The organism is Mesorhizobium sp. AD1-1, assembly GCF_020164655.1.
Taxonomy (GTDB): Bacteria; Pseudomonadota; Alphaproteobacteria; order Rhizobiales; family Rhizobiaceae; genus Mesorhizobium; species Mesorhizobium ciceri.
Genome location: NZ_JAIUGP010000014.1, coordinates 1 through 22,866, shown reverse-complemented (window position 1 = coordinate 22,866; position 22,866 = coordinate 1). Strand labels below are relative to the sequence as shown.

The window sequence follows — 22,866 nt, the reverse complement described above, 5'->3', positions numbered from 1 at the left end:
CGATCCATGTCCCATCCAGATAGCGACGAACAGGCATTTTTGCTACTGTTTCCAGCATTCTGCCCGCAAGGCGGCCGAGAACATCGATCGGAGCGGGGCAACAGGCAGGTTGCCCGCCGTTTTTCGCTTTGCCGGCTTATCGAGCGGACCTATTTCCTCGGCGGGCCTTTGCGCTCGGCAGAAGCCGCCCACAGATTGATGTCGGATTCGCGCGCGTAGGTGTCGATCTCGGCGAGTTCGGCATCGCTGAAGTCGAGCGCCTTGAGCGCGCCGACGCAGTCCTCGACCTGCTCCGGCCGGCTGGCGCCGATCAGTGCCGAGGTCACCCTCCCCTTGCGCAGCACCCAGGCCAGCGCCATCTGCGCCAGCGTCTGTCCGCGCCTGCCGGCGATGGCGTCGAGCGCCTTGATGTTGGCGATGGTCTTGTCGTTGATGAAGGCTGTCTTCAGCGACTTGCCCTGCGACGCACGGCTGCCGTCCGGAATGCCGCCGAGATACTTGTCCGTCAGCATGCCTTGCGCCAGCGGCGAGAACACGATGGAGCCAACGCCGAGCCCTTCGAGCGTGTCGAGCAAGCCGTCTTCCTCCACCCAGCGGTTCAGCATCGAATAGCTCGGCTGGTGGATGACGCAAGGCGTGCCAAGCTGCTTCAAGATATCGGCCGCCTCGCGCGTGCGCTGCGAATTGTAGGACGAGATGCCGGCATAGAGCGCCTTGCCCGAGCGCACGGCATGGTCGAGCGCACCCATCGTTTCTTCCAGCGGCGTGTCGGGATCGAAACGGTGCGAATAGAAGATATCGACATAGTCGAGCCCCATCCGCTTGAGGCTCTGGTCGAGGCTGGCCAGAATGTATTTGCGCCCACCCCATTCGCCGTAGGGCCCGGCCCACATCTGGTAGCCGGCCTTGGTCGAGATGATCAATTCGTCGCGGTAGGCAGCGAAGTCGGTGCGCAGTATCTCACCGAAGGCGGTTTCGGCAGAACCGGGCGGCGGACCGTAATTGTTGGCGAGGTCGAAATGCGTGATGCCGAGGTCGAAGGCCTTGCGCGCGATCGCCTGCTTGGTCTTATGCGGCGTGTCGTTGCCGAAATTGTGCCACAGGCCCAGCGAGATCGCCGGCAGCTTCAGGCCGGAGCGGCCACAGCGGTTGTAGACCATTTTCTCGTAACGGTTTTCGGCGGGCGTGTAGGGCATCGGAAAATCCTCGAATGGAAACGAGCCGGTCGGCTGCATTCGTCACAACGCGGCGAGTTGGCTCTGCCCCCCACCCTTACCCTCTCTCCGTCGAAACGGGGAGAGGGTTGAGGTGTGCTGCCCTATTTCTTCTTCGCCAAAAGCGCCTTGGCTTCCTTGACGCCAAGTGCGGCCGGCCGTTCGCAGGTGGTCTGCATGGCGACGAACTTGCCGGTTTCGCCGGAACGCAGCAGGCCGGTCATCACGTCGACGGCGTGCAGCGCCAGCTCCATCGAACAGCGGTGCGGCCGGCCTTCCGCGATCGCCACCGCCATATCGGCAAGGCCTGACGTGCGGTAGTTGGCCATCATGCCTTGCGAATGCATCTCGTTGGGCACGCCGAACGGATGCGGCCAGTTCGGCAGCTTCTTGACCGGTTTGGCCGCGACGGTGAAGCGAACGTCACCACCGAAGAAGTTCGGGTCCGGCACAAACACCGTACCCGCCTCGCCATAAAGCTCCATCGGCGCGTGGCCGTGGGCCCAGACGTCCCAGCTGGTGTTGAGCGTGATAACGGCGCCGTTCTCGAACTCCAGCAGGCCATGGATGGTCGTCGGTGTGTTGACCGGTATCTTTTCACCCGCGCGCGGCTTTGAACTGATCGTGCGCTCCTTGGCTGGCGTCGTGGCGAAGGCCGCGACCTGCTTCACCGGCCCGATCAGCTGGATCAGATTGGTGATGTAATATGGTCCGATGTCGAGCACCGGCCCCGCGCCTGGCTGGAAAAAGAAATCCGGATTGGGGTGCCAGTGCTCCATGCCGTGACCCATGACATGGCAGGTACCGCTCGTGACCTTGCCAAGCTTGCCGGTGTCGATCAGGTTACGTACCAGCTGGTGCGCGCCGCCGAGGAAAGTGTCTGGCGCCGAGCCGATGCGCAGACCCTTTTTCTCCGCCCGCTTCTTAAGGTCGAGCCCTTCCTTGACCGACAGCACGAACGGCTTTTCCGAATAGACGTGCTTGCCGGCGTCGAGGATCTGCTTTGACACCTCATAGTGCACCGCCGGGATGGTCAGATTGACGATGATGTCGATGTCGTCGGCCTTGAGCAGGTCTTCGACGGTTTCGGCGCGCAGCTTGAACTCCTTCGCCCGCGCCTTGGCCGCCTCCATGTTGATGTCGGCGCAGGCACGCATCTCGATGCCGCGGAACAGCGGCGCCAGCGAAAAATACGCCTTCGAGATGTTGCCGCAGCCGATGACGCCGATGCCAAGTTTCTTTGCCATGCTGATTGCTCCTAATAGGTTTTGGCGGCTGCGATGGAGCGGCGGGCGAAACGCTCGATGTCGTTGGGGTTGTCCTGTTCCATGACGTAGTATTGGGCAGCACTCCTGGCACGCAACACCTTGATCAGGCCGGCCCAGTCGATGGTGCCATGGCCGACATCCGACCAGCCATCCTCATCCAGCCCCTCGCCGGGCTTGGCCATGTCCTTGACGTGGACGGCGCTGATGCGCTTGCCGTGTTTCTCGATCCACGGCAGCGGATCATCGCCGCCGCGCACTACCCAGGCAACGTCCATCTCCCAGCTGACATCGGGCGCGGATGAGAGGATGTGGTCCTGCGGCACCGATCCGTCGGCAAGTTTCTTGAACTCGAAATCATGATTGTGCCAGGCAAAGCCGTAGCCGGCCTTTTTCGCGGCATCACCGACCTTGGCCAGGCGTTCGCCGAAACCACGCCAGCCGGCCACGTCGGATGGCCGCTGGTCGGGCATCAGGAAAGGGCAGATGAGCAGCGTGATACCGAGTGCGTCGGCGGTTCTGCGCACGCCGTCAAAATCGTTCTCGAGCGCGTCGATCGAGAAATGCCCAGTCGGCATGGCAAGCCCGTTCCTGTCGAGCTCGGCACGGAATGCCTGGGGATCATCATAGACGCCGCCGAAACCTTCGACCTGGGCGTAGCCGAGCTTGCCGAGCATGGCGAGCACACCGTCCCAGGGTTGGAAATTGCGGGCGCTGTAAAGTTGGAATGACCAATTCATCGTCTCTGTCCGTTTTGCTTGGGGATCGTCGTTGGAAGGTTGGTTCTCGGAAGCTAGATGCGTGTGCCGGTTGCGGTGTCGAAAAGCGAGGCGCGCATCGGATCGAAGCCAAGCGTCACCGCCTCGTCGTTCTTGGGCGTGCGTTCCGAGGTCACTCGGACGCTGAAATTCTGCTGGGCAAGCTTCAGCCAGACCAGCGTGTCGGAGCCCATGGGTTCGACCACCTCGACATTGGCGGCCGTCGAGAACGGCCAGCCGGTGCCGCTGTTCAGGCTGACATGCTCGGGCCTGATACCGAATGTGACGGGGCCGGGAGCCGGAGGCTTGGCAAAGTCGTAAGTGCCGAGCGGGATCTTGATATCCCCGGCCGCGAACCGCCAGCCGCCGTCGGCGTCTTCCAGGTGGCCATCGATGAAGTTCATTGCGGGCGAACCGAGAAAGCCGGCGACGAAGCGGTTGACCGGACGGTTGTAGATGGTCTGCGGCGCATCGAGCTGCTGGATGACGCCGCCCTTCATCACCGCGATGCGGTCGGCCAGCGTCATCGCCTCGATCTGGTCGTGGGTGACGTAGATCATGGTGTTCTGCAGCTTGCGATGCAGCAGCTTGATCTCGACGCGCAGTTCGGCGCGTAGCTTGGCATCGAGATTGGACAGCGGCTCGTCGAACAGGAACACGTCGACATCGCGCACCAGCGCCCGTCCGATGGCGACGCGCTGGCGCTGGCCGCCGGAAAGTGCGGCCGGCTTACGCTGCAGCAGCGGTTCGATCTGCAGGATTTCAGCCGCCCGCGTGATCCGCTTGGCGATCTCTTCTTTTGGCGTGCCGGCGACACGCAGCCCGAAGGACAGGTTCTTCTCCACCGTCATTTGCGGATAGAGCGCATAGGACTGGAACACCATGCCGATGCCGCGGTCCTTGGGCTCTTCCCAGGTGACGTTCTTGCCCTTGATGAAGATGCGGCCCTCGGAAACGTCGAGCAGGCCGGCAATGCAATTGAGCAAGGTCGACTTGCCGCAGCCGGACGGCCCGAGCAGCACGATGAACTCGCCATCGGCGACATCCAGATTGAGCGTCTCCAGGACGGTCACCGCGCCGAAATTCAGCGACAGGTCCTGGATCGAAACGCTGGTATCGTTGGCTGCCGTCATCGCCATCACCCCTTCACCGCGCCGGCGGCGATGCCGCGTACGAAAAGCTTGCCGGAGATGAAGTAGACGATGAGCGGCACAAGCCCGGTCAGGATGGTTGCGGCCATATTGACGTTGTACTCCTTCACGCCTTGCACCGAATTGACGATGTTGTTGAGCTGCACCGTCATCGGATAGGTGTCGGGGCGGGTGTAGACGACGCCGAACAGGAAGTCGTTCCAGATGCCGGTCACCTGCAGGATGATGGCGACGACGAAGATCGGCAGCGACATCGGCAGCATGATGCGCAGGAAGATGCCCCAGAAGCCGGCACCGTCGACACGTGCCGCCCGGAACAGCTCCTCCGGCATCGAGGAGAAATAATTGCGGAACAGCAGCGTCAGGATCGGCATGCCGAAAATGGAATGGACGATCACCAGCCCGCTGAGGCTGCCATAGAGGCCGATCTCGCGCAGGATGATGACGATCGGATAGATCATCACCTGGTAGGGAATGAAGGCGCCGACGATCAGGATGATGAAGAACGTATCGGCGCCCTTGAAGCGCCAATTGGCCAGTGCATAACCGTTCACCGAGGCGATGGCGATCGACAGCAGCACTGACGGCACGGTGATGCGCACCGAATTCCAGAAGCCGCGCGAGAGCCCGTCGCAGTTAAGGCCGGTGCAGGCAGTCGACCACGCCTTGACCCACGGTTCGAAAGTGATCTCGAGCGGCGGTGAGAAGATGTTGCCGAGCCGGATCTCCGGCATGCCCTTGAGCGAGGTGACGACCATGACATAGAGCGGCAAGAGGTAGTAGACCGCCATGACGAACAATGTGCCGTATAGGAAGACGTTGCGGCGCGAAATCACGCGGCGCGGCTTCGGGCCGTAGGGATCGGTGATGCCCTGGCGCGCGCCGGCGGCGGTGCTTGCTTGAGCGGTGATGTCTGCCATGCTCATTTGCGCCGCCCGAACTCGAGATAGGCCCAGGGCACGATGACGATCACCACCGAGAGCAGCATCATGGTCGAGGCAGCAAAGCCCTGGCCGAGGTTCTGGGCGAAGAACATATAGTCGTAGACGTATTTGGCCGGCACTTCGGAGGCGATGCCTGGGCCGCCGCTGGTCTGGGCCACGACGAGGTCATAGACCTTGACGATGCCGGCAGCGATGATGACGAGCGTGGTGATGAAGACCGGCCGCATCATCGGGATGACGATGAACAGATAGGTCTTCCACATCGGGATCCCATCCACCCGCGCCGCCTTCCAGATGTCCTCGTCAATGCCGCGCAGGCCAGCCAGCATCAGGCACATGATGAGCCCTGTGCCTTGCCACAGCGCCGCGATCGATATGCCGTAGATGACGATGCTGGAATTGTAGAGCGGGTCGAAGCTGAAGCTCGTCCAGCCTAAGTCACGGACCACATGCTGGATGCCGAAATCCGGATTGAGCAGCCACTGCCAGACCAGGCCGGTGACGATGAAGGAGAGCGCGAAAGGATAGAGGAAGATGGTGCGCAACGTGTCCTCGAAGCGGATCTTCTGATCGAGCAGTGCTGCAAGGAGGAAGCCGATGACCAGCGAGAACACCAGCGAGATCGCGCCGTAGATCAGCAGGTTCTCGATCGAGATCAGCCAGCGCGGCGTCGCCCACAGCCGGTAGTATTGGTCGAGCCCGACGAAATTCAGCCGCGGCAGAAGCTTCGAATTGGTGAAGGAATAGAGCACCGTCCAAACGGTGCCGCCGACGAAAACCACCATGGCGGTGAGGATCATCGGGATCGAGGCGACCTTCGCATTGAGGTTGCGGAACAGAAGGTTGGGGCGTTCGCTCTTGCTCATCTCGTCAGCCGGCTGGGTAAGGGCGGTGCATTCCCGGCCCTGCATTCGCAAGGCCGGGAGCGAGGTGGGTTGCCGCCAGCGTCAGTCCGCCGAAGCGATGAGGTCGGCGAAGCGCTTCTGTGCGTCTTCGACGGTCAATTCCGGCTTGGCGAAGAATTCGGCGAAAAGGTCTTCCTTCTGCTTCTGGGTGTCCTGTGAAAGCAGTTGGTCCGTCCATGGAATGACGGCGCCCTTGGCGAGGATGGCGAGGCCTTTCTTCATGCAGTCGTTCGCCGCGTTGAGATCGACGTCGCCGCGCACCGGCAGGGAACCCTTCTTCAGATTGAAGGCAACCTGCGTCTTGGGATCGAGCAGCGTCTCGGCCAGCACCTCCTGCGCCTTGCTCTTGTCGGCATCCTTGAGCAGCGGGAAGTAGAAGGCGTCGCCGCCCGTGGCTATGACCTCGTTCAGCCCAAGGCCCGGCAGGCAGGTATAATCCTTGCCGGCGGTCTTGCCGGCAACCTGGAACTCGCCCTGTGCCCAGTCGCCCATGATCTGGCCACCGGCCTTGCCGGTGATGACCAGGTTGGTCGCCTGGTTCCAGTCCTGCACATTGGTGTTCTTCGCCATCTTGCGGGCATCGTCCGCGGCCTTGAAGACCTTGGCGACTTCGGGCCCGGCGGCGAACTTGGCATCCTTGTCCTTGTAGACCTTGAGGAACGTGTCCGTGCCGCCCACAGCCGCAAGCAGCACGTCGAAGGCACCGGAGGATTGCCAGGCTTGCCCGCCGACGGCGAGTGGGATGATGCCGGCCTTCTCCAGTGCCGGCGCTGCCGCCACGAATTCATTCCAGTCCTTCGGCAACGGCACGCCGGCCTTCGCGAAGGCTTCGTTGGACAGCCACAGCCACTGCCAGGAATGGATGTTGACGGGCACGCAATAGATCTTGCCGTCGATGGTGCAGCCGTCGAGCAGGCTCTTCGGCCGCACGACATCAGTCCACTTGCCCTTGGTGGCGACGTCGGTGAGGTCGCGCATCAGGCCGGCCTGCACCAGCTCTTCCGCCTGCCGGCCATGGTTGAACTGCGTGGCGCCCATCGGATCGCCACCGGTGATGCGGCTGATCATGATCGGCCGCGCCGTGCCGCCGGAGCCGGCAATGGCGCCGTCCACCCAGTGGTTGCCGGTCGCATCGAATGCCTTGGCAAGTTCCGCAACCGCCGCGGCCTCGCCGCCTGAAGTCCACCAATGGGTGACTTCCAGGTCCGTCGCGGCCGCCTGACCGGCAAATTGCAGTGCAGCCGTCGCCGCCAGGGCAGCGGTCAAAAATCTGTATCGCATTTCGGCTCCTCCCAGAATCTGAAACGTTACAGATTTTCGATACGGCAATTGCGCGGGCTGTGCAACCCATCAACGAAGCGCCCTCGATATTTTTTCGGGCCGCGAACAAATTCGCCTGAATGATCGCGCTTCTCATGCACTGCAGCATGGTTTGCTGCGGCGCAAACACCGAAATGCCGCCTGATACGGGCAAAGGGCCGCGGCAGGGGCGGTTTCTCCTGGAATCCCAATGCGTTTCGCAAAAAGTACCATCCACCTCGTGACGAGCACATATATATCTCGATACTGGCAATCTGTAACGTTTCAGTATATTGACGCTTTGCCGGGGCTGGGACGCATATCGTGTCGCTATGGCGGCGATTGCCGACATGGCCCGCGGCTGCTATGCGCCTGACGGGCGGGACGAATGGACAGACAGCGTACGGACAAGAACGGGGAGAACTCGGCACAGGGACGGCCGACGTTGAAGACGCTTGCCTTCATGACCGGGCTCGGCGTCACCACCGTGTCACGCGCCTTGAAGGATGCCCCGGAAATCGGCGCCGAAACCAGGCGCCGCGTCCAACTCGTCGCCAAGCAGATCGGCTACCGGCCGAACCGCGCCGGCGTGCGTCTGCGCACCGGCAGGACCAATGTCATCAGCCTCGTGCTCAACACCGACCGCGAGATCATGAGCTTCGTCTCGGACATCATCTACGGCGTTTCGGAAGTGCTCGCCGAAACGCCCTATCACCTGATCGTCACGCCCTATTCCCGCTCGCAGGATCCGATGGAGCCGATCCGCTATCTCGTCGAGACCGGCTCGGCCGATGGCGTCATCATCTCGCGCACCCAACCGAACGATCCACGCGCCCGCTACATGCTCGAGCACGGCATGCCCTTTGCCACGCATGGCCGCACCGATATGGGCCTCGTCCACCCCTACCATGACTTCGACAACCATGTATTCGCGATGGAAGCCGTGCGCCGCCTGGCGAGCATGGGCAGGCGCAAGCTGGCGCTTCTGTCGCCGCCACCCGGGCTGACCTATTATGGCCACACGCTGAACGGCTTTGCCGATGCGCTGAGCGAGGTCGGCGCCAGCGAAATTCCGTTCAACACCGTTTCCATCGATCACACGATCGAGCAGATCAGGACCAGGACCGCGCAGGTGATGCGCCGCGAAAACAGGCCGGACGGCTTCGTCAGCAGCGCCGCCGCCGCGACACTGGCTATCGTCGCCGGCATCGAAGATGCCGGCCTCAAGCTTGGCCGCGACGTCGATGTCGTGTCCAAGCAATCGTCGGACCTGTTGCACCTGTTCCGGCCGGAATTGCTCGTCGTCAACGAGAACTTCCGCCTGGCCGGCTCCGATCTCGCCCGCTCCGTGCTCGGCTGGATCGGCGGCGCCGCACCCGGCTCGCTGCAGCGCCTGGTCGCCACCAGCGAGGTTCAGGCGTTCAGACCGCCGGTTTCCGTTTAGGCTCTTGGGCCGGCTTGTCAGCCAGCCGCACCGCTTCCCCACGGCCCATGGAACGCGCCTTTGTCGTCGATACGCTCGAAGCCGTGCGCGCCGAAGAAGTCGCGCTGCGCCTGGATCAGATTCGAGGTGCCGCGGCCCTGGCGATAGCTGTCGAAATAGGCAAGTGCGGAAGACAGCGCCGGAACCGGCGAGCCGGCCTCCGAAGCCCTCGCCACGATGCGGCGCAGCGACGGATGCGCTCCCTGCATCAGCGAGATGAAGGCCGGCGCCATCAGAAGGTTGGTCGAGGCGCCGCCCTTGCTGAAGGCTTCCGCCATGGTGTCGAGCATCTGCGAGCGGATGATGCAGCCGGCGCGCCAGATCCTGGCGATGGTCGGCATCGGCAGGTTCCAGTTGAATTCCTTCGACGCGCCGCTCATCACCGCAAAACCTTGGGCGTAGGCGGCGATCTTGCCGGCGAACAGCGCCAGTTCCAGATCTTTCAGCAAGGCGTCCTTGTCACCGGAAATCTTCGTCACGCCGATGTTGCCATAGGCCTTTTCCGCCGCCAGCCGCTCGTCCTTGATCGACGACAGAACGCGCGCCGCCACCGCCGCCTCGATCGCGGTGGCCGGGATGCCGAGCTGCTGCGCCTCGATGACCGACCATTTGCCGGTGCCCTTCTGGCCGGCGCGGTCGAGGATGATGTCGACCACCGGCTTGCCGGTCTTCGGATCGTCGGCGGCCAGCACCTTGGCGGTGATCTCGATCAGGTAGGAGTTGAGCCGGCCCTTGTTCCAGTCGGCAAACACCGTGCCGATCTCTTTCGGACCCATGCCCAGGCCGTCGCGCAGGATGCCGTAGATCTCCGCGATCATCTGCATGTCGGCATATTCTATGCCGTTGTGGATGGTCTTGACGAAATGTCCGGCGCCGTCGGTGCCGAGCCATGCCGCGCAGGGTTCGTCCTTGAATTTGGCGGAGATCGCCGTCAGCACCTTCTCGACACGCTTCCATGAGTCCTCCGTGCCGCCGACCATGATCGACGGCCCGTGGCGCGCCCCCTCCTCGCCGCCGGACACGCCCATGCCTATGAAGGTGAGACCCGAACCGGAAAGCTCGGAGAAGCGCCGCATCGTGTCGCGGAAATTGGCGTTGCCGGCATCGATGACGATGTCGTTGGCCGACAGCACGCCGCGCAGTGCCGCGATCTGTTCGTCGACCGGCTTGCCGGCCAGCACCATGATGATGATCGGGCGCGGCGGCCGGATCGCGGCGGCGAGCTCTTCAAGGCTGTAGCAGGGCACGACCATGTCCCTGAGCGCTCCGGCATTCTCGACAAAGGCATCGGTGCGCGCCCTGGTGCGGTTGAAGACAGCGATGCGGTGCCCGTGCTCGGCGATGTTGAGCGCCAGGTTGGAGCCCATCGTGCCAAGGCCGATCAGGCCGATTTCGGCTTTTTCCATCGTTTCTTCCCTGCTCTCGGATCGTTTGTTGAGACCGCGATTTTGCGGGCGATGATTGACGGGCCTTGACGCCTGCGTCAACCGCCTCGCCGAATTGTGTTGCCCGGATTGTCGGTCGTGCCCGTGTAGAGGTACCTGGCAGTCCCGCCTACGGCCTGATGTCGACGGGCGCCTCGATCTTCACCATCTGAAAATCCGAGACCAGTATGTCGATGCGCACCGTCCACCGGCCGGGCAGCGGAATGACGAGGTTGTCGACGCGCCAGCTGCCGTCGCCGGGCTTGGTTGCCGCGCGCTTCAAGGGCTCGATGCCGGAATCGGGCTTTGACAGCACAAGCGTTACCTCCTTGGCGTCGAGCGGGCCGAAATCGCCGCTCATGATGACCATCGAGGCAACGACCGGGCCGGCATGGCCGGGAGTGATGTTGAGATCGGCCATCGCTTGCAGCGCGTGGATATGGACCGACACCGGTTGCGCTGCCGCGATCGCCAGGGCTCGTGGCGGCGGTGTGAAGCGCCAGCCTGCGGCAACGCCGAAAATCGCCAACACGATCAACATCTCGACGCCGATCGAGCGGACCAGCCTGCGTTGAACTTCCGTCGATCCCGCCTCGGCCGATGCCGTGAGTTTCCAGCGGTTGACGGCAGCGAGCGTGAACAGAAAGACCAGCAGCCCGAGCTTGATCAGCAGCAGCCTTCCATAGGCGGTGTCGACCAATGCCGCGGGCGTTTGCACCTGGATGACGGCAAGCACGGTGCCGGCAGCGGCAAGCACGGCCACCACGGGCAGGATCGCCCAAGAAAATCGCCGCAGGAATGGCGTGGCCTCCGCCGATTGCCCCTTGAGCGCCAGCCCGAGTGGGACCAATGCGCCGACCCACGACGCGATGCAGACGCCATGCAGGAACACCATCGGCCGCGTCAGCCATTGCGGTTCGGCGGCACTGGCATGGCCGCTGGCGGCAAGTGCAATCCCCACCCCGGCCAGGCCGGCCAGCGCCAATGGCTTGGCGGTGGCACGGGGACCGGCCAGCGACAGCAGGCCAAGCCCCAGCGCGATCAGCGCGACCAGCACCGTCCAGCCGAAGCTGGTGCCGAGCCCGGTCCGCCAGATGACCGATTGTGCCAGATGGGAGAGCGGCGCCCCGAGTGCATCAAGCCCCTGCAATCCGAGCGACAGGGACGACGCGACCAGCCCGCTCAGGATTGCAGCTGCAACGAAGCGTTGCCCGGCACGGGCACTTCCGGCCAACCAGGCAAGCGCGAAGGCGCCGCCAACGCCGAGGAAGAGGCCGACGTAGAGAAAGATTTTGCCCGCCCAGATAGCCGACCGCAACGGCCAGTCGACGGCTTCGGATACGGCCGGCGGTTCGCTGGGCGCTCCGATGGAAAACAGCAGCGATCCGCCGACGGGATGACCGTCTGCGGAGATGACGCGCCAGCTCAAGACATGCGTGCCGGACTTGAGCGGCTGCGGATTGTCGATCTCGACGGTCTGGTCGCTGAGACGAAAGGCGGTCAGTGGAACCGGCTTGCCGTCGGGCTTCACCAGCGTCAGCACCAGAGGCGAGACCGGCTCGCTGAAGGTCAGCGAGAACTGCGCCGGTCCCTGTGCCAGCACCGCGCCGTCGGCCGGGTCGGTCTTGATCAGCGCGGCATGGGCAAAGGCCTGATCTGACACGGCAAGGCTGGCAAGAAACACGATCACAGCCAACAGGCCGACGGCAAGCCGGCCGGTGCGTTTGCCGGTCATGCAAGCCGTTTGCAGGAGGGAGGTCGTGCTCATGTCACCGCCACGAAAAAGAGCGGCGCACTCGAAAGAGCGCGCCGCCTGGGAGATCATTTCTTCGGCAGCAGCTTGATACCGGGTGCCGGGCTTTCCAGTGCGTCTTCATCCTGCCCTGCCGCTGGAATCTCGATCCAGCGATCGGCTGCACCGTCGCATTCCTGCACGACCGGGAAATAGAGTTTTTGGCCGACGGGGAGATCCGCCGTCAGCGTCGCGCGGAAAACGAACTCGTCATAGAATTCATCGGGCAGGTTGCCGCCGCTCCAGTCGACCTCCTTGACCCCATCGGTCACCGCCTGACCGTAGAGCTGGTAGGATTTCTCGTACTTGCCCTTCTTGGTCTGCAGCGTCCAGCCGGGCTTCGGCATCGGCTTGATCGCGATCACCCCTTCCGGAATTTGCACGCGCACGGCGGTCGTCGCCTTGCCGTCGCAGCCATGCGGCACGCGCAAAACGGCCTTGTAGGTCGAGCCGACCGCCGCCTCCTGGGTTTCGAACGTGATATGCGCGAAGGCGGCGCTGGTTCCGAGCGCGAGAAGTGCGCCGGCCGACAAAAGATATTTGTTCATGATGGTCCCTCGGATTTTCAAGATTTGTCGAGCTGGCGCGGTCAATTGGCGTGATCGTCCACGGCGCCGCCGCCCATGCCTTCGACGGCGAAATCGACGCTGACGGCGCCGGCCTTTTCGAAGGTCAGGGTGGCGGAGAACTTTTCGCCCTGTTTGGGTTGCCGCTTCAGGCCCATGAACATCAAATGATAGCCGCCAGGTGCAAGGGTTACCTTGCCGCCGGCCGGAATTTCCAAGCCGCCGGCAACCGGCCGCATGGTCATGACGCCGTCCTTGACGCCCATCTCATGCAGCTCGGCCTTTTCGGAGACATCGGAGGAAATCGACACCAGCCGGTCCGGCGCACTGCCCTTGTTGGTGATGGTGAAATAACCGCCGGCCACTTTGGCGCCGGCCGGCGTGGCGCGCGACCAGGGGTGGCCGATCTCAAGATCGCCAACCTTGAACTCATGCGCGAAGACGGACTGGGCGCCTGTGAACAGCAGCGCAAGAGCCAGCACGGCAATGCCGACACGCTCTTCGATGCCGCGTAGAATGCTGCCGGCCATAGGACGCGCGGCGTCAGGGAAAAAATAGGACATGGTTGCTCCATGAAGTGAAGGTCGCGCCGTTGCCGGTCGCGAGCAGTTAGATCTTTGGATGGGTACGCCCACGAAAGGTTCCGCCGGGCAAACAGGCTCAGGCCGTCAGCGGCGGCGCGCGCGGGTTCGACGGCGAGCGCTCACGCGCAAAGTCGAGATGGATGGCCGCCGGGAAGACAAAGGCGACCGTTTCAAAGGAAAGGCTGCCCGGCGCCAGACCGGCATTGGGCGGCGGCGCAAAGGCCGCCGAAACCATGCTGCAGCCGAGCACGCAGCATGCCGGCAGATGGGACGGCGGCTGGTTGCCGCCCGGAAGCTGGGTTGCGCCTTCATGGGTACAGATGACGTTGCCAAAAGCGTCGAGTTGCGATGCATTGGGACCGGCGCCGAAGGCGAATGCACCAAGCGTCGACTGGAGCAACAGCAGATAGGCCGCGACAAGCGCGACCGGCATGCTCCATCGTCTCCTCGATACGCCCAAAGCCCTGCCTCTTCGCAGCAACCAACCATATCTAGCACGGGGCCGGCGGGTGGAAAATCGCCAAATCGCCGCGGCGGCAACGCGGCAGGCCCAAGGCATGTCGCCCAGAAGTGTATAGCGGTTTTGGGACAACGACATGCATGAAACAAGGCTCCGAGCCGCGATGCGGCTCAGTGTTTTTGCAGCGACCGGCTCTCCGGGATCGAGGTCAGCAATGTCTGGCGCGCCGATTTCAAATGCTTGCGGCAAGCGGCGTCGACCTTGCCGAGATCGCGTGATTTCAGCGCTTCTATGTAGACCAGATGCTCACCGATCGCGACTTCGTTGCGCTCGCGTTCCTGCGCCTTGTTCCACTGGTAATGGTAGTGGAAGATCATGGCGATGACATCGTAGAAATCGACGATGAAGCGATTGCGCGATGCCCGGTGGATCAGCCGGTGGAAGCGCTCGTCGAGTTCGGAGAACTCGGTGAAGCGGGCGGCTATGTCGTTTGCCAGCTGGCGATGCTCGTCTTCCAGGCGGTCGAGATCGGTCCAGACTGCGCTGTCCTGCGGTAAAGCGGCAAAGGCGGCCGCCGAGCGCAGTTCGAACATCTCGCGGATTTCGGTCAGCTCCAGCGCGAAAGCGCGCGTAAAGCCCTTCAGCACCCAATGACTGTTGCGACGTTTCTCGATCAGGCCGAAGCGGGAGAAGCGGATCAGGAACTCGCGCACGCTGGTGGTGCCGACGCCGATCTCGCGCGCCAGTTCGAGTTCGTTGATCTGCATGCCGGCTTCGGCGCCGCCGGCGAGCAGCCGACGCATGAACGACCGTTCGATGATCTCGGCCAGCGTGTCTGTCTCTTCCTCGGGGAAGAAATCATCGGGAAGCGGTTCGCGCAGCACCGTCTTGGCGCGCTTGTTCCAGGCGATCAGCCCGGTCTCTTCCATGCGCGCGAGAATGGTGCGCACCGTGGTCCGGCTGACGCCAAGCAAGGTGCCCAGTTCCGGCTCCGAAGGCAGGCTGCGCGTTTCGTCGAGCAGCCGCAGGCAGCGGTTGTAGGCATCCTTGTAGACGTTGTTGCTCTTCGACATCCCTGACCCGTTGCACGCCGTCGCTTGCAGCGGACGGTTTGAAGCGCAATATGACGTTCGCATGGCTCTGAGAAGCGAAATTGCTTCCCGGAACAACCCGGAGACATGCGGAACTCCCCACGAAAAAACAATTGACGCAAAACTGTTTTTTCACGATAAAAGACAATATCTCTAAACAGGCGCGTGTCAATCCGCCCCGCGCAACCCAGGATCACCCAGGAAACCGCCCGTGAACGCCTCCAACTGCATTCTTCTGTCCCCCGCCGACAATGTCGCCGTCGCCAACGGCCGCATCGAGATCGGCACCGCGCTGCCGGGCGGTGCCGTCGCCAGTGCGCTGATCGAGCCCGGCCACAAGGTGGCGATCAAGCCGATCGCCGCCGGCGAGGCCGTGGTGAAATACGCCCAGGCGATCGGTCGCGCGACACAGGACATCGCAGCCGGCGAGCACGTGCATTCGCACAATCTGGTTTTCGAATCCGGCCGCTTGCCGGTCGTGCCGCCGAGCGAGGCCGAGCACGCGACGGAGGCCGACCGCGCCCGCACCTTCATGGGCTATCGCCGCGCCGATGGCCGCGCCGGCACGCGCAACTTCATCGGCATCGTCGCCAGCGTCAATTGCTCGGCCACCGTCTGCCATTCCATCGCCGATACCGCCAACCGCACGCTGTTGCCGAAATACCCCGGCATCGACGGCTTCGTGCCGATCGTGCACGGCCAGGGCTGCGGCATGAGCGGCACCGGCGACGGCATGATGGTGCTGCACCGCACGCTTGCCGGCTATGCCCGGCACCCGAATTTCGGCGGCGTGCTGATGGTCGGCCTCGGCTGCGAGGTCAACCAGCTCACCCTCTACGGCCAGAAGGGCGTCGCTGCCGGCAAGCGCCATTTCAACATCCAGGACGCCGGCGGGTCGCGCAAATCGGTGGAAAAAGCGATGGGCGTGCTGGCCGAGATCGCCGAGGAAGTCGGCCAGTTGAAGCGTGAGCCGATCCCGGTCAGCGAGATCGTCGTCGGCCTGCAATGCGGCGGCTCCGACGGCATGTCGGGTATCACGGCCAATCCGGCGCTGGGCGCGGCTGTCGACATCCTGGCCGGCGTCGGCGGTATCGGCATCCTCTCCGAGACCACGGAAATCTACGGCGCCGAGCATCTGCTTGCCTACCGCGCGGCAACGCCGGAGATCGCGCAGAAGCTCGACGGCTTCGTGAAGTGGTGGGAGGACCACGTCGCCAAGCATGGCGCCTCGATCGACAACAATCCCTCGCCCGGCAACAAGCGCGGCGGCCTCACCACCATCCTGGAGAAGTCCCTCGGTGCGGTCGCCAAGGGCGGCCAGACGCCGCTCAACGGCGTCTTCGGCTACGCCGAAAAAGTCACCGGCAGTGGCCTCGTGTTCATGGATACGCCTGGCTACGACCCGGTTTCGGCGACCGGCCAGGTGGCGGGCGGCGCCAACGTCATCGTCTTCACCACCGGCCGCGGCTCCTGCTTCGGCTGCCGTCCGACGCCGTCGATCAAAGTCGCCACCAACTCGACCATGTACCACCAGATGGAAGAGGACATGGACGTCAATTGCGGCGTCATCGCCTCCGGCGAAAAAACCATCGCCGGCATGGGCCGCGAGATCTTCGAACTGATCGTCGAAACGGCTTCCGGCCGCAAGACCAAGAGCGAGGACTTCGGCTACGGCGACAACGAGTTCGTGCCCTGGCATCTGGGCGCAACACTTTAGATTTTACTGATATAAAGTAGATTGCGCGCCGGTCAGCGGCGGGCAACGGGGAGGTTTTGCATGGAAAAACGCCGTATCGGTCGGACAGCTCTGGAGGTCACCGAAGTCAGTTTCGGCGGCGCCGCACTTGGCGGCCTTTACCGCGCCTGTTCGCGCGAAGCGGCGATGGAGACGCTGCAGGGCGCCTGGGATGCCGGCCTGCGCTATTTCGACACCGCACCCTTCTACGGCTTCGGACTGTCGGAGCGCCGCTTCGGCGACTTCCTGCGTTACAAGCCGCGCGATTCCTATGTGCTGTCGACCAAGGTCGGCCGGCTGTTTCGCCCGGTGCCGGACGATCAGGTTCCCGATCACTCCTATGTCGATCCGCTGCCCTTCGCGCTCGACTACGACTATTCCTATGACGGCATTATGCGGTCGGTCGAGTTCAGCTATGCGCGGCTTGGCCTAAACAGGATAGACATCCTGTTTGTCCACGACATCGGCGCCTACACCCATGGTATCGAGAAGACCAAGCTGCATTTTCGCGACCTGATGGATGGCGGCCTCAAGGCACTCGAAGAGCTGAAACGGACTGGCGTCATTTCTGCCTATGGGCTTGGCGTCAACGAGGTGCAGATCTGCCTGGACGTGATGCGCCGGGCGCCGCTCGACTGCATCCTGCTTGCCAGCCGCTATTCCTTGCTCGACCGCAGTGCCGAAGCCGAGTTGCTGCCGCTATGCCGGGCACAGCAGACCTCCTTGGTCATTGGCGGCGTGTTCAACTCCGGCATCCTGGCGACCGGCCCGGTGCAAGGCGCACATTTCGACTACCGCCCCGCCAGCCATGACGTGCTCGACCGCGTCGGCGCAATGGAGAGGATCGCCGCCGAGGGTGGCTATCCGCTCGCCGCCGCAGCGTTCCAATTCCCCTTGCATGAAGCTGCCGTCGCCACCGTACTGACCGGCACCGCCAAACTGGCAAATCTGACGCGCAACCTCGAGCTGCTCGACATCGACGTACCGGAAACGGAATACGCCAAATATCGTCCCTACACGCTGGTGCAGGAGCTGGTGTGAAACTTCATGTTCCTGCGGCACATGGAGGAATGGATATTCCATATTGACGAATTGGTGGAATTAATATTCCATACATTCCCAGAACGGAACGGAAGCGTGACGGCGCCAATGGGAGAACAGGGCTGGGGATCTGCCTCTGCCAGACCTCGCAACGACTGATCAAACACCGCTTGCATCGATCTGTTCGATGCACTATCAAAACAGGGCAACTGTTTTTTATTGATAAAGTTCTGTTTGGGATCGCGCCTATCCGAACGGAGCTTCCGTATCGTTCACCGGGCGACTTAGGGAGGAAACCTCATGAAATTCGTGACCAGCATTCTCAACCGCCGCGCCGTCATGACGCTGGCAGCAGCTTCAATGCTCGCCGGCGTCATGCATTCGGCGCCGGTTTCGGCGGCGGACGTCACCATTCCGATCATCGTCAAGGACACCACGTCCTTCTACTGGCAGATCGTTCTGGCCGGCGCCCGCAAGGCCGGCAAGGATCTCGGCGTCAACGTGCCGGAACTCGGCGCCCAGGCTGAAACCGACGTCAACGGCCAGGTCTCGATCCTCGAGAACGCCGTTGCCAGCAACCCGGCGGCCATCGTCATTGCGCCGACCGAGTTCAAGGCGCTCGGCAAGCCGATCGATGAAGCCGCTGCCAAGGTGAAGGTCATCGGCATCGACTCCGGTGCCGACTCCAAGGCCTTCACCTCGTTCCTGACCACTGACAATGTGCAGGGCGGCCGCGTCGCTGCCGACGGCCTCGCCGCCGCCATCGGCGCCGCCAACGGCGGCAAGATCGAGGGCGACGTCGCCCTGATCACCAACGCACCGGGCGCCGGCTCGCTCGAACAGCGCAAGCAGGGCTTCACCGAACAGCTGGCCGCCAAATATCCGGGCCTCAAGCTGGTTGCCGACAAATATGCCGACGGCCAGGCCACCACCGGCCTCAACATCGCCACCGACCTGATCACCGCCAACCCGAACCTCAAAGGCATCTTCGCTTCCAACCTGATCATGGCGCAGGGCGTCGGCCAGGCCGTCGCGGAAAACAACCTAGGCGGCAAGCTGGCGCTGGTCGGTTTCGACAGCGACGAGAAGCTGATCAAGTTCCTCAACGACGGCGTCATTTCCGCCCTCGTCGTCCAGGATCCGTACCGGATGGGCTATGACGGCATCAAGACCGCGCTCGCCGCCTCCAAGGGCGAGAAGGTCGAAGCCAATGTCGACACCGGCGCCAATCTGGTGACCAAGGACAACATGAAAGACCCCAAGATCGACGCGTTGCTCAATCCGAAGCTCTGAGCCGTCGCATCCGCAATCGTCTCCGGGGCACCTCGCCCCGGAGACACAAACTGCCGCACGAACGGCTTGGCAATCCGCACGCCTGAGCCAGGCTGTTTTCGAGGCATATCCCTGCCTCGCCGCGTGCCAATCGTGAGGCCAGCCTGGGAAGCCAATCCGGGAGGCCAATCTGGGAGGATTGTCATGATTTCGACGGCGCAGGAACTGCATCCCGCACCCGTTCTGGAACAGGGGCGGACTATCCTCGAATTGCGTGGGCTGGAGAAGCGCTATCCCGGCACCCACGCGCTGAAACCGGTCGACCTCGCCTTCAAGTCCGGTGAGATCCACGCCATCGTCGGCGAAAACGGCGCCGGCAAATCCACGCTCATCAAGCTTCTGACCGGCGTCATGCCGCGCACCTCCGGAGAGATTGTCTGGGAGGGCCAGCCGGCCGCCCTGGCGACACCGCACGAGGCGATGGCGCTCGGCATCAATGCCGTGCACCAGGAAGTCGTGCTGTGCCGTCACCTGACGGTCGCCGCCAACATGTTCCTCGGCGAGGAGAATTCGCGCTTCGGCATCCTGCAGCAGCGCGCCATGGTCAGGCAGGCGCAGACGATCATCGACGACCTCGGCTTCGACCTGCCGGCGCATGTCACGCTCGGCGACCTGACCATCGGCCAGCAGCAGCTGATAGCCGCCGCCCGCGCCACCGTGCGCGGCACCAAATTCCTGATCTTCGACGAGCCGACCGCCTACCTCACCCGCAAGGAGGCCGACCAGCTCTTCACGCTGATCCGCCGTCTGAAGGGCGAAGGCGTGACGATCATCTACATCAGCCACCGCATGGAGGAAGTGTTCGAACTCGCCGACCGGGTATCCGTGCTGCGCGACGGCACGCTGGTCGGCACCCGCAACATCGCAGAGACCAACGATGCCGAACTGGTCAAGATGATGATCAACCGCTCGATCGAGCAGGTCTATCACAAGGAGCATTTCACGCCGGGCGCCGCCATCATCGAGGCGAGAAACCTGTCCGGCAAGGGCTTCGAAAATGTCTCGATGACGGTCCGGGCCGGCGAGATCGTCGGACTCTATGGGCTGATCGGCGCCGGACGCAGCGAGTTCGTCACCACGCTCTACGGCCGCCACCGCAAATCCGCCGGCCAGATCCTCTGGGAAGGCAAGGAGGTACAGGTCAATTCCGAACATGACGCGATCAAGCTCGGCATGGCGCTGGCGCCGGAGAGCCGCCGCGACCAGGGCCTCTGCCTCAACCTGCCGGTCGGCTTCAACCTCAACCTGCCGATCTACAAGCGCATCTCGAACAATCTGCTGATTTCGAGCACGCAGGAGAAGACGCAGGCCGATCGCCAGATCGCCGATCTGCGCATCAAGACACCGACACGTGGGGCGCTGGCATCCAGCCTGTCGGGCGGCAACCAGCAGAAGATCGTCATCGGCAAATGGCTGGCGCACGGCGCCAAGCTGTTCATCTTCGACGAACCGACCGTCGGCGTCGATGTCGGCACCAAGGCCGAGATCTACCGCCTGTTCGGCGCGCTTTTGTCAAAGGGCGCCGGCATCATCCTGATCTCGTCCTATCTGCCGGAAGTCTATGAACTCGCCGATACGCTGCATGTGTTCCGGCGCGGCAAACTGGTGGCGACGCACGGTTTTCACGCCGCCAGCCACGAGGATATTCTCACTCAGGCGCTCGCCGAGAAACAAGAAAAGCTGGGAGGACAGATATGAGCACCGAGGCGATCGCCGTCGAAAAACCGAAGCGCAACTATAATGTCCTGTTCGGGCTGACGCTATTGGCGCTGCTGGTTCTGCTCTGGATCCTCCTCTCCGTGACGACGACGAGCTTCGCCTCGGCCAACAACATAGCCAATCTCCTGCGCCAGGGCTCGATGATCGCCATCATGGCGGTCGGCCAGACCTTCGTCATCATCACCGGCGGCATCGATCTGTCGGTCGGCGCCGTGGTCGGCTTCGCCACCGTGGTCGTGGCCATGATGATCAATGCCGGCTTCCCCATCTGGCTCGCCATTCTGGTGACGCTGCTGGTCGGTGTCGCCATCGGCATGTTCCACGGCTTCGGTATCGTCAAGATGGGCCTGCCGCCCTTCATCATCACGCTGGCGACGTTGACCTCGCTGCGCGGCATCGGCCTTTTGATGACCAACGGCAATTCGATCAACATCAACAGCGACACCTTCACCGCCTTCTCGCGCAATTCCTTCATCGGCATCCCCAACCTGTTCTGGATGGTGATCCTGGTCGGCATTCCGGCCTATATCTTCCTGCACCACAGCCGCTGGGGCAGATACCTGTTTTCGGTCGGCTCCAACGCCGAGGCCTCGCGCCTGTCCGGCGTCAATGTCCAGCGCACCATCTACATGGCCTACACGCTGTCGGGCCTGTGCGCCGCCTTCGTCGGGGTGCTGCTGGCCGCCCGCATCGGCATCGGCAACCCGACGCAGGCCGAGGGCTGGGAACTGCAGGCGATCGCGTCGTCGGTCATCGGCGGCACCTCCCTGTTCGGCGCCGTCGGCTCGGTGCATGGGCCGCTGCTCGGCGCCTTCATCCTGGCCACCATCAACAACGGCGCCAACCTGCTCAACGTCAACTCGTTCTGGCAGCGCATCATCACCGGCGCGCTGATCATCATCATCGTCTACTTCGACGGCCTGCGCCGCCGCGGCAAGTAGCGACCCCGCAATCAACCGCCGGTCCGCCACACCAACGGGCCAGCGATTTCATGACTGGATTAGCGCATGAAAGCCGTCCTCTGCCGTTCGCCCGGCGATCTTGTCCTTGAAGACCGGCCCGCACCCGAGGCACCGCCTCCCGGCTGGGCGCTGGTGGCGGTCAGCCATGTCGGCATCTGCGGCACCGACTACCACATTTTCGAGGGCAAGCACCCGTTCCTCGCCTATCCCCGCATCATGGGTCATGAGGTCTCGGGTACCGTGATGGAGGCCGGCAAAGGCGTCGAACTGGCCATTGGTGAGCCCGTCGTCGTCAACCCCTATCTTTCCTGCGGCAAGTGCATCGCCTGCCGGCACGGCAAGCCCAATTGCTGTGTCAGGATCGAGGTGCTTGGCGTGCATCGCGACGGCGCCATGTGCGAACGCATCCTGGTGCCGGCGCAAAATCTCTATCCGGCCAACGGCCTGTCGCTGGCCGACGCCGCTGCCGTCGAGTTCCTGGCCATCGGCGCGCATGCCGTGCGGCGCGCCCGCGCCGACCCCGGCGCCCGCACGCTGGTCATCGGCGCCGGCCCGATCGGGCTCGGCACCGCCATCTTCGCCCGCATCGCCGGGCTCGACGTGACGCTGCTCGACATGAGCAGTGAAAGGCTCGCCTTCGCTGGAAACGAGCTTGGTTTCCAGACCCTAGACGGCTCGCGCGGCGCGGTGCCCGATCTGGTCAGGGAAGCGACATCAGGCGAAGGCTTCGATGTCGTCTTCGACGCCACCGGCAACACCCAGTCGGTGCAGTCGGCCTTCGCCCATGTCGCGCATGGCGGAACGCTGGTGCTGGTCTCCGTCGTCAAGGACGACATCAGCTTTTCCGATCCGGAATTCCACAAGCGCGAGATGACGCTGATCGGCAGCCGCAACGCGCTGCGCGCCGACTTCGACCATGTCGCCGCCTCGATCCGCAACGGGGCCGTACCACTGGCCAAGCTCGTCACACACCGCACCACACTCGCCGCCACGCCGCGCGATCTGGCTCGTTGGGCGCATGAGAAATCCGGCCTGATCAAGGCTGTGATCGAGGTGGGGTTATAACATGGCAGGCGGCGAACCCGGCCCGAACTGACGACGCCCGAGCCAGGTCGACCCCCACTCCGTCTCGGCGCAGCCG

Annotated in this window: 20 protein-coding genes; 7 read left to right on the top strand and 13 right to left on the bottom strand. The window is 63.2% G+C overall.

Annotated features, from left to right (window positions below; all coding sequences use genetic code 11):
• Nucleotides 1-149: 149 nt before the first annotated feature.
• From mgrA to LB519_RS23400, 7 genes are all read right to left on the bottom strand, one after another.
• Complete coding sequence (gene mgrA / locus LB519_RS23430; protein WP_013529545.1) at nt 150-1,196, bottom strand: L-glyceraldehyde 3-phosphate reductase; 1,047 nt, start codon at nt 1,194-1,196, stop codon at nt 150-152.
• 122 nt (nt 1,197-1,318) lie between these two features.
• Nucleotides 1,319-2,461 carry a Gfo/Idh/MocA family protein gene (locus LB519_RS23425; RefSeq protein WP_013529544.1) on the bottom strand — a complete coding sequence of 381 codons (1,143 nt, stop codon included), beginning with the start codon at nt 2,459-2,461 and terminating at the stop codon, nt 1,319-1,321.
• Nucleotides 2,462-2,472: 11 nt separating this feature from the next.
• On the bottom strand, nt 2,473-3,219 hold the full coding sequence (locus LB519_RS23420) for a sugar phosphate isomerase/epimerase family protein (RefSeq protein ID WP_224621313.1): 747 nt from the start codon (nt 3,217-3,219) through the stop codon (nt 2,473-2,475).
• 53 nt (nt 3,220-3,272) lie between these two features.
• On the bottom strand, nt 3,273-4,370 hold the full coding sequence (locus tag LB519_RS23415; protein ID WP_224621312.1) for an ABC transporter ATP-binding protein: 1,098 nt from the start codon (nt 4,368-4,370) through the stop codon (nt 3,273-3,275).
• Nucleotides 4,371-4,375: 5 nt separating this feature from the next.
• Entirely contained in the window at nt 4,376-5,308 is a 933-nt protein-coding gene (locus LB519_RS23410) for a carbohydrate ABC transporter permease (protein ID WP_024504414.1), read from the bottom strand.
• A 2-nt stretch (nt 5,309-5,310) separates the two neighbouring features.
• Nucleotides 5,311-6,198, bottom strand: a complete 888-nt coding sequence (locus tag LB519_RS23405) for a carbohydrate ABC transporter permease (RefSeq protein ID WP_024504415.1) — start codon at nt 6,196-6,198, stop codon at nt 5,311-5,313.
• Between the two features lie 81 nt (nt 6,199-6,279).
• On the bottom strand, nt 6,280-7,518 hold the full coding sequence (locus LB519_RS23400; RefSeq protein WP_013529539.1) for an ABC transporter substrate-binding protein: 1,239 nt from the start codon (nt 7,516-7,518) through the stop codon (nt 6,280-6,282).
• Nucleotides 7,519-7,924: 406 nt separating this feature from the next.
• On the opposite strand from LB519_RS23400, the gene LB519_RS23395 reads away from it, so the two are divergent.
• A complete protein-coding gene (locus tag LB519_RS23395) occupies nt 7,925-8,980 on the top strand; it encodes a LacI family DNA-binding transcriptional regulator (protein WP_063169024.1) in 1,056 nt (351 codons plus the stop codon).
• A gap of 17 nt (nt 8,981-8,997) precedes the next feature.
• On the opposite strand, the gene gndA is transcribed toward LB519_RS23395, so the two are convergent.
• From gndA to LB519_RS23365, 6 genes are all read right to left on the bottom strand, one after another.
• Nucleotides 8,998-10,425, bottom strand: a complete 1,428-nt coding sequence (gene gndA / locus LB519_RS23390; protein ID WP_064995551.1) for an NADP-dependent phosphogluconate dehydrogenase — start codon at nt 10,423-10,425, stop codon at nt 8,998-9,000.
• 148 nt (nt 10,426-10,573) lie between these two features.
• Nucleotides 10,574-12,211 (bottom strand): copper resistance CopC/CopD family protein, encoded by a 1,638-nt coding sequence (locus LB519_RS23385; RefSeq protein ID WP_224621311.1) that lies wholly within the window; start codon nt 12,209-12,211, stop codon nt 10,574-10,576.
• Nucleotides 12,212-12,264: 53 nt separating this feature from the next.
• Nucleotides 12,265-12,783 carry a YcnI family protein gene (locus tag LB519_RS23380; RefSeq protein WP_013529535.1) on the bottom strand — a complete coding sequence of 173 codons (519 nt, stop codon included), beginning with the start codon at nt 12,781-12,783 and terminating at the stop codon, nt 12,265-12,267.
• 41 nt (nt 12,784-12,824) lie between these two features.
• Nucleotides 12,825-13,364: a copper chaperone PCu(A)C gene (locus tag LB519_RS23375; RefSeq protein WP_224621310.1), complete on the bottom strand. Its 540-nt coding sequence runs from the start codon at nt 13,362-13,364 to the stop codon at nt 12,825-12,827.
• 97 nt (nt 13,365-13,461) lie between these two features.
• A complete protein-coding gene (locus LB519_RS23370) occupies nt 13,462-13,818 on the bottom strand; it encodes a DUF2946 family protein (protein WP_063169028.1) in 357 nt (118 codons plus the stop codon).
• Between the two features lie 197 nt (nt 13,819-14,015).
• Nucleotides 14,016-14,918: a GntR family transcriptional regulator gene (locus LB519_RS23365; RefSeq protein WP_013529532.1), complete on the bottom strand. Its 903-nt coding sequence runs from the start codon at nt 14,916-14,918 to the stop codon at nt 14,016-14,018.
• Between the two features lie 229 nt (nt 14,919-15,147).
• On the opposite strand from LB519_RS23365, the gene LB519_RS23360 reads away from it, so the two are divergent.
• From LB519_RS23360 to LB519_RS23335, 6 genes are all read left to right on the top strand, one after another.
• Nucleotides 15,148-16,653, top strand: a complete 1,506-nt coding sequence (locus LB519_RS23360; RefSeq protein ID WP_013529531.1) for a UxaA family hydrolase — start codon at nt 15,148-15,150, stop codon at nt 16,651-16,653.
• Nucleotides 16,654-16,713: 60 nt separating this feature from the next.
• Nucleotides 16,714-17,712, top strand: a complete 999-nt coding sequence (locus tag LB519_RS23355) for an aldo/keto reductase (RefSeq protein ID WP_013529530.1) — start codon at nt 16,714-16,716, stop codon at nt 17,710-17,712.
• A gap of 300 nt (nt 17,713-18,012) precedes the next feature.
• On the top strand, nt 18,013-19,005 hold the full coding sequence (locus LB519_RS23350) for an ABC transporter substrate-binding protein (RefSeq protein WP_127384612.1): 993 nt from the start codon (nt 18,013-18,015) through the stop codon (nt 19,003-19,005).
• A gap of 183 nt (nt 19,006-19,188) precedes the next feature.
• A complete protein-coding gene (locus tag LB519_RS23345) occupies nt 19,189-20,742 on the top strand; it encodes a sugar ABC transporter ATP-binding protein (protein ID WP_013529528.1) in 1,554 nt (517 codons plus the stop codon).
• Nucleotides 20,739-21,704 (top strand): ABC transporter permease, encoded by a 966-nt coding sequence (locus LB519_RS23340; RefSeq protein WP_013529527.1) that lies wholly within the window; start codon nt 20,739-20,741, stop codon nt 21,702-21,704. The genes LB519_RS23345 and LB519_RS23340 overlap by 4 nt, the downstream gene beginning before the upstream one ends.
• Nucleotides 21,705-21,770: 66 nt before the next feature.
• Nucleotides 21,771-22,790: a zinc-binding alcohol dehydrogenase family protein gene (locus tag LB519_RS23335; protein WP_224621309.1), complete on the top strand. Its 1,020-nt coding sequence runs from the start codon at nt 21,771-21,773 to the stop codon at nt 22,788-22,790.
• Nucleotides 22,791-22,866: the final 76 nt, after the last annotated feature.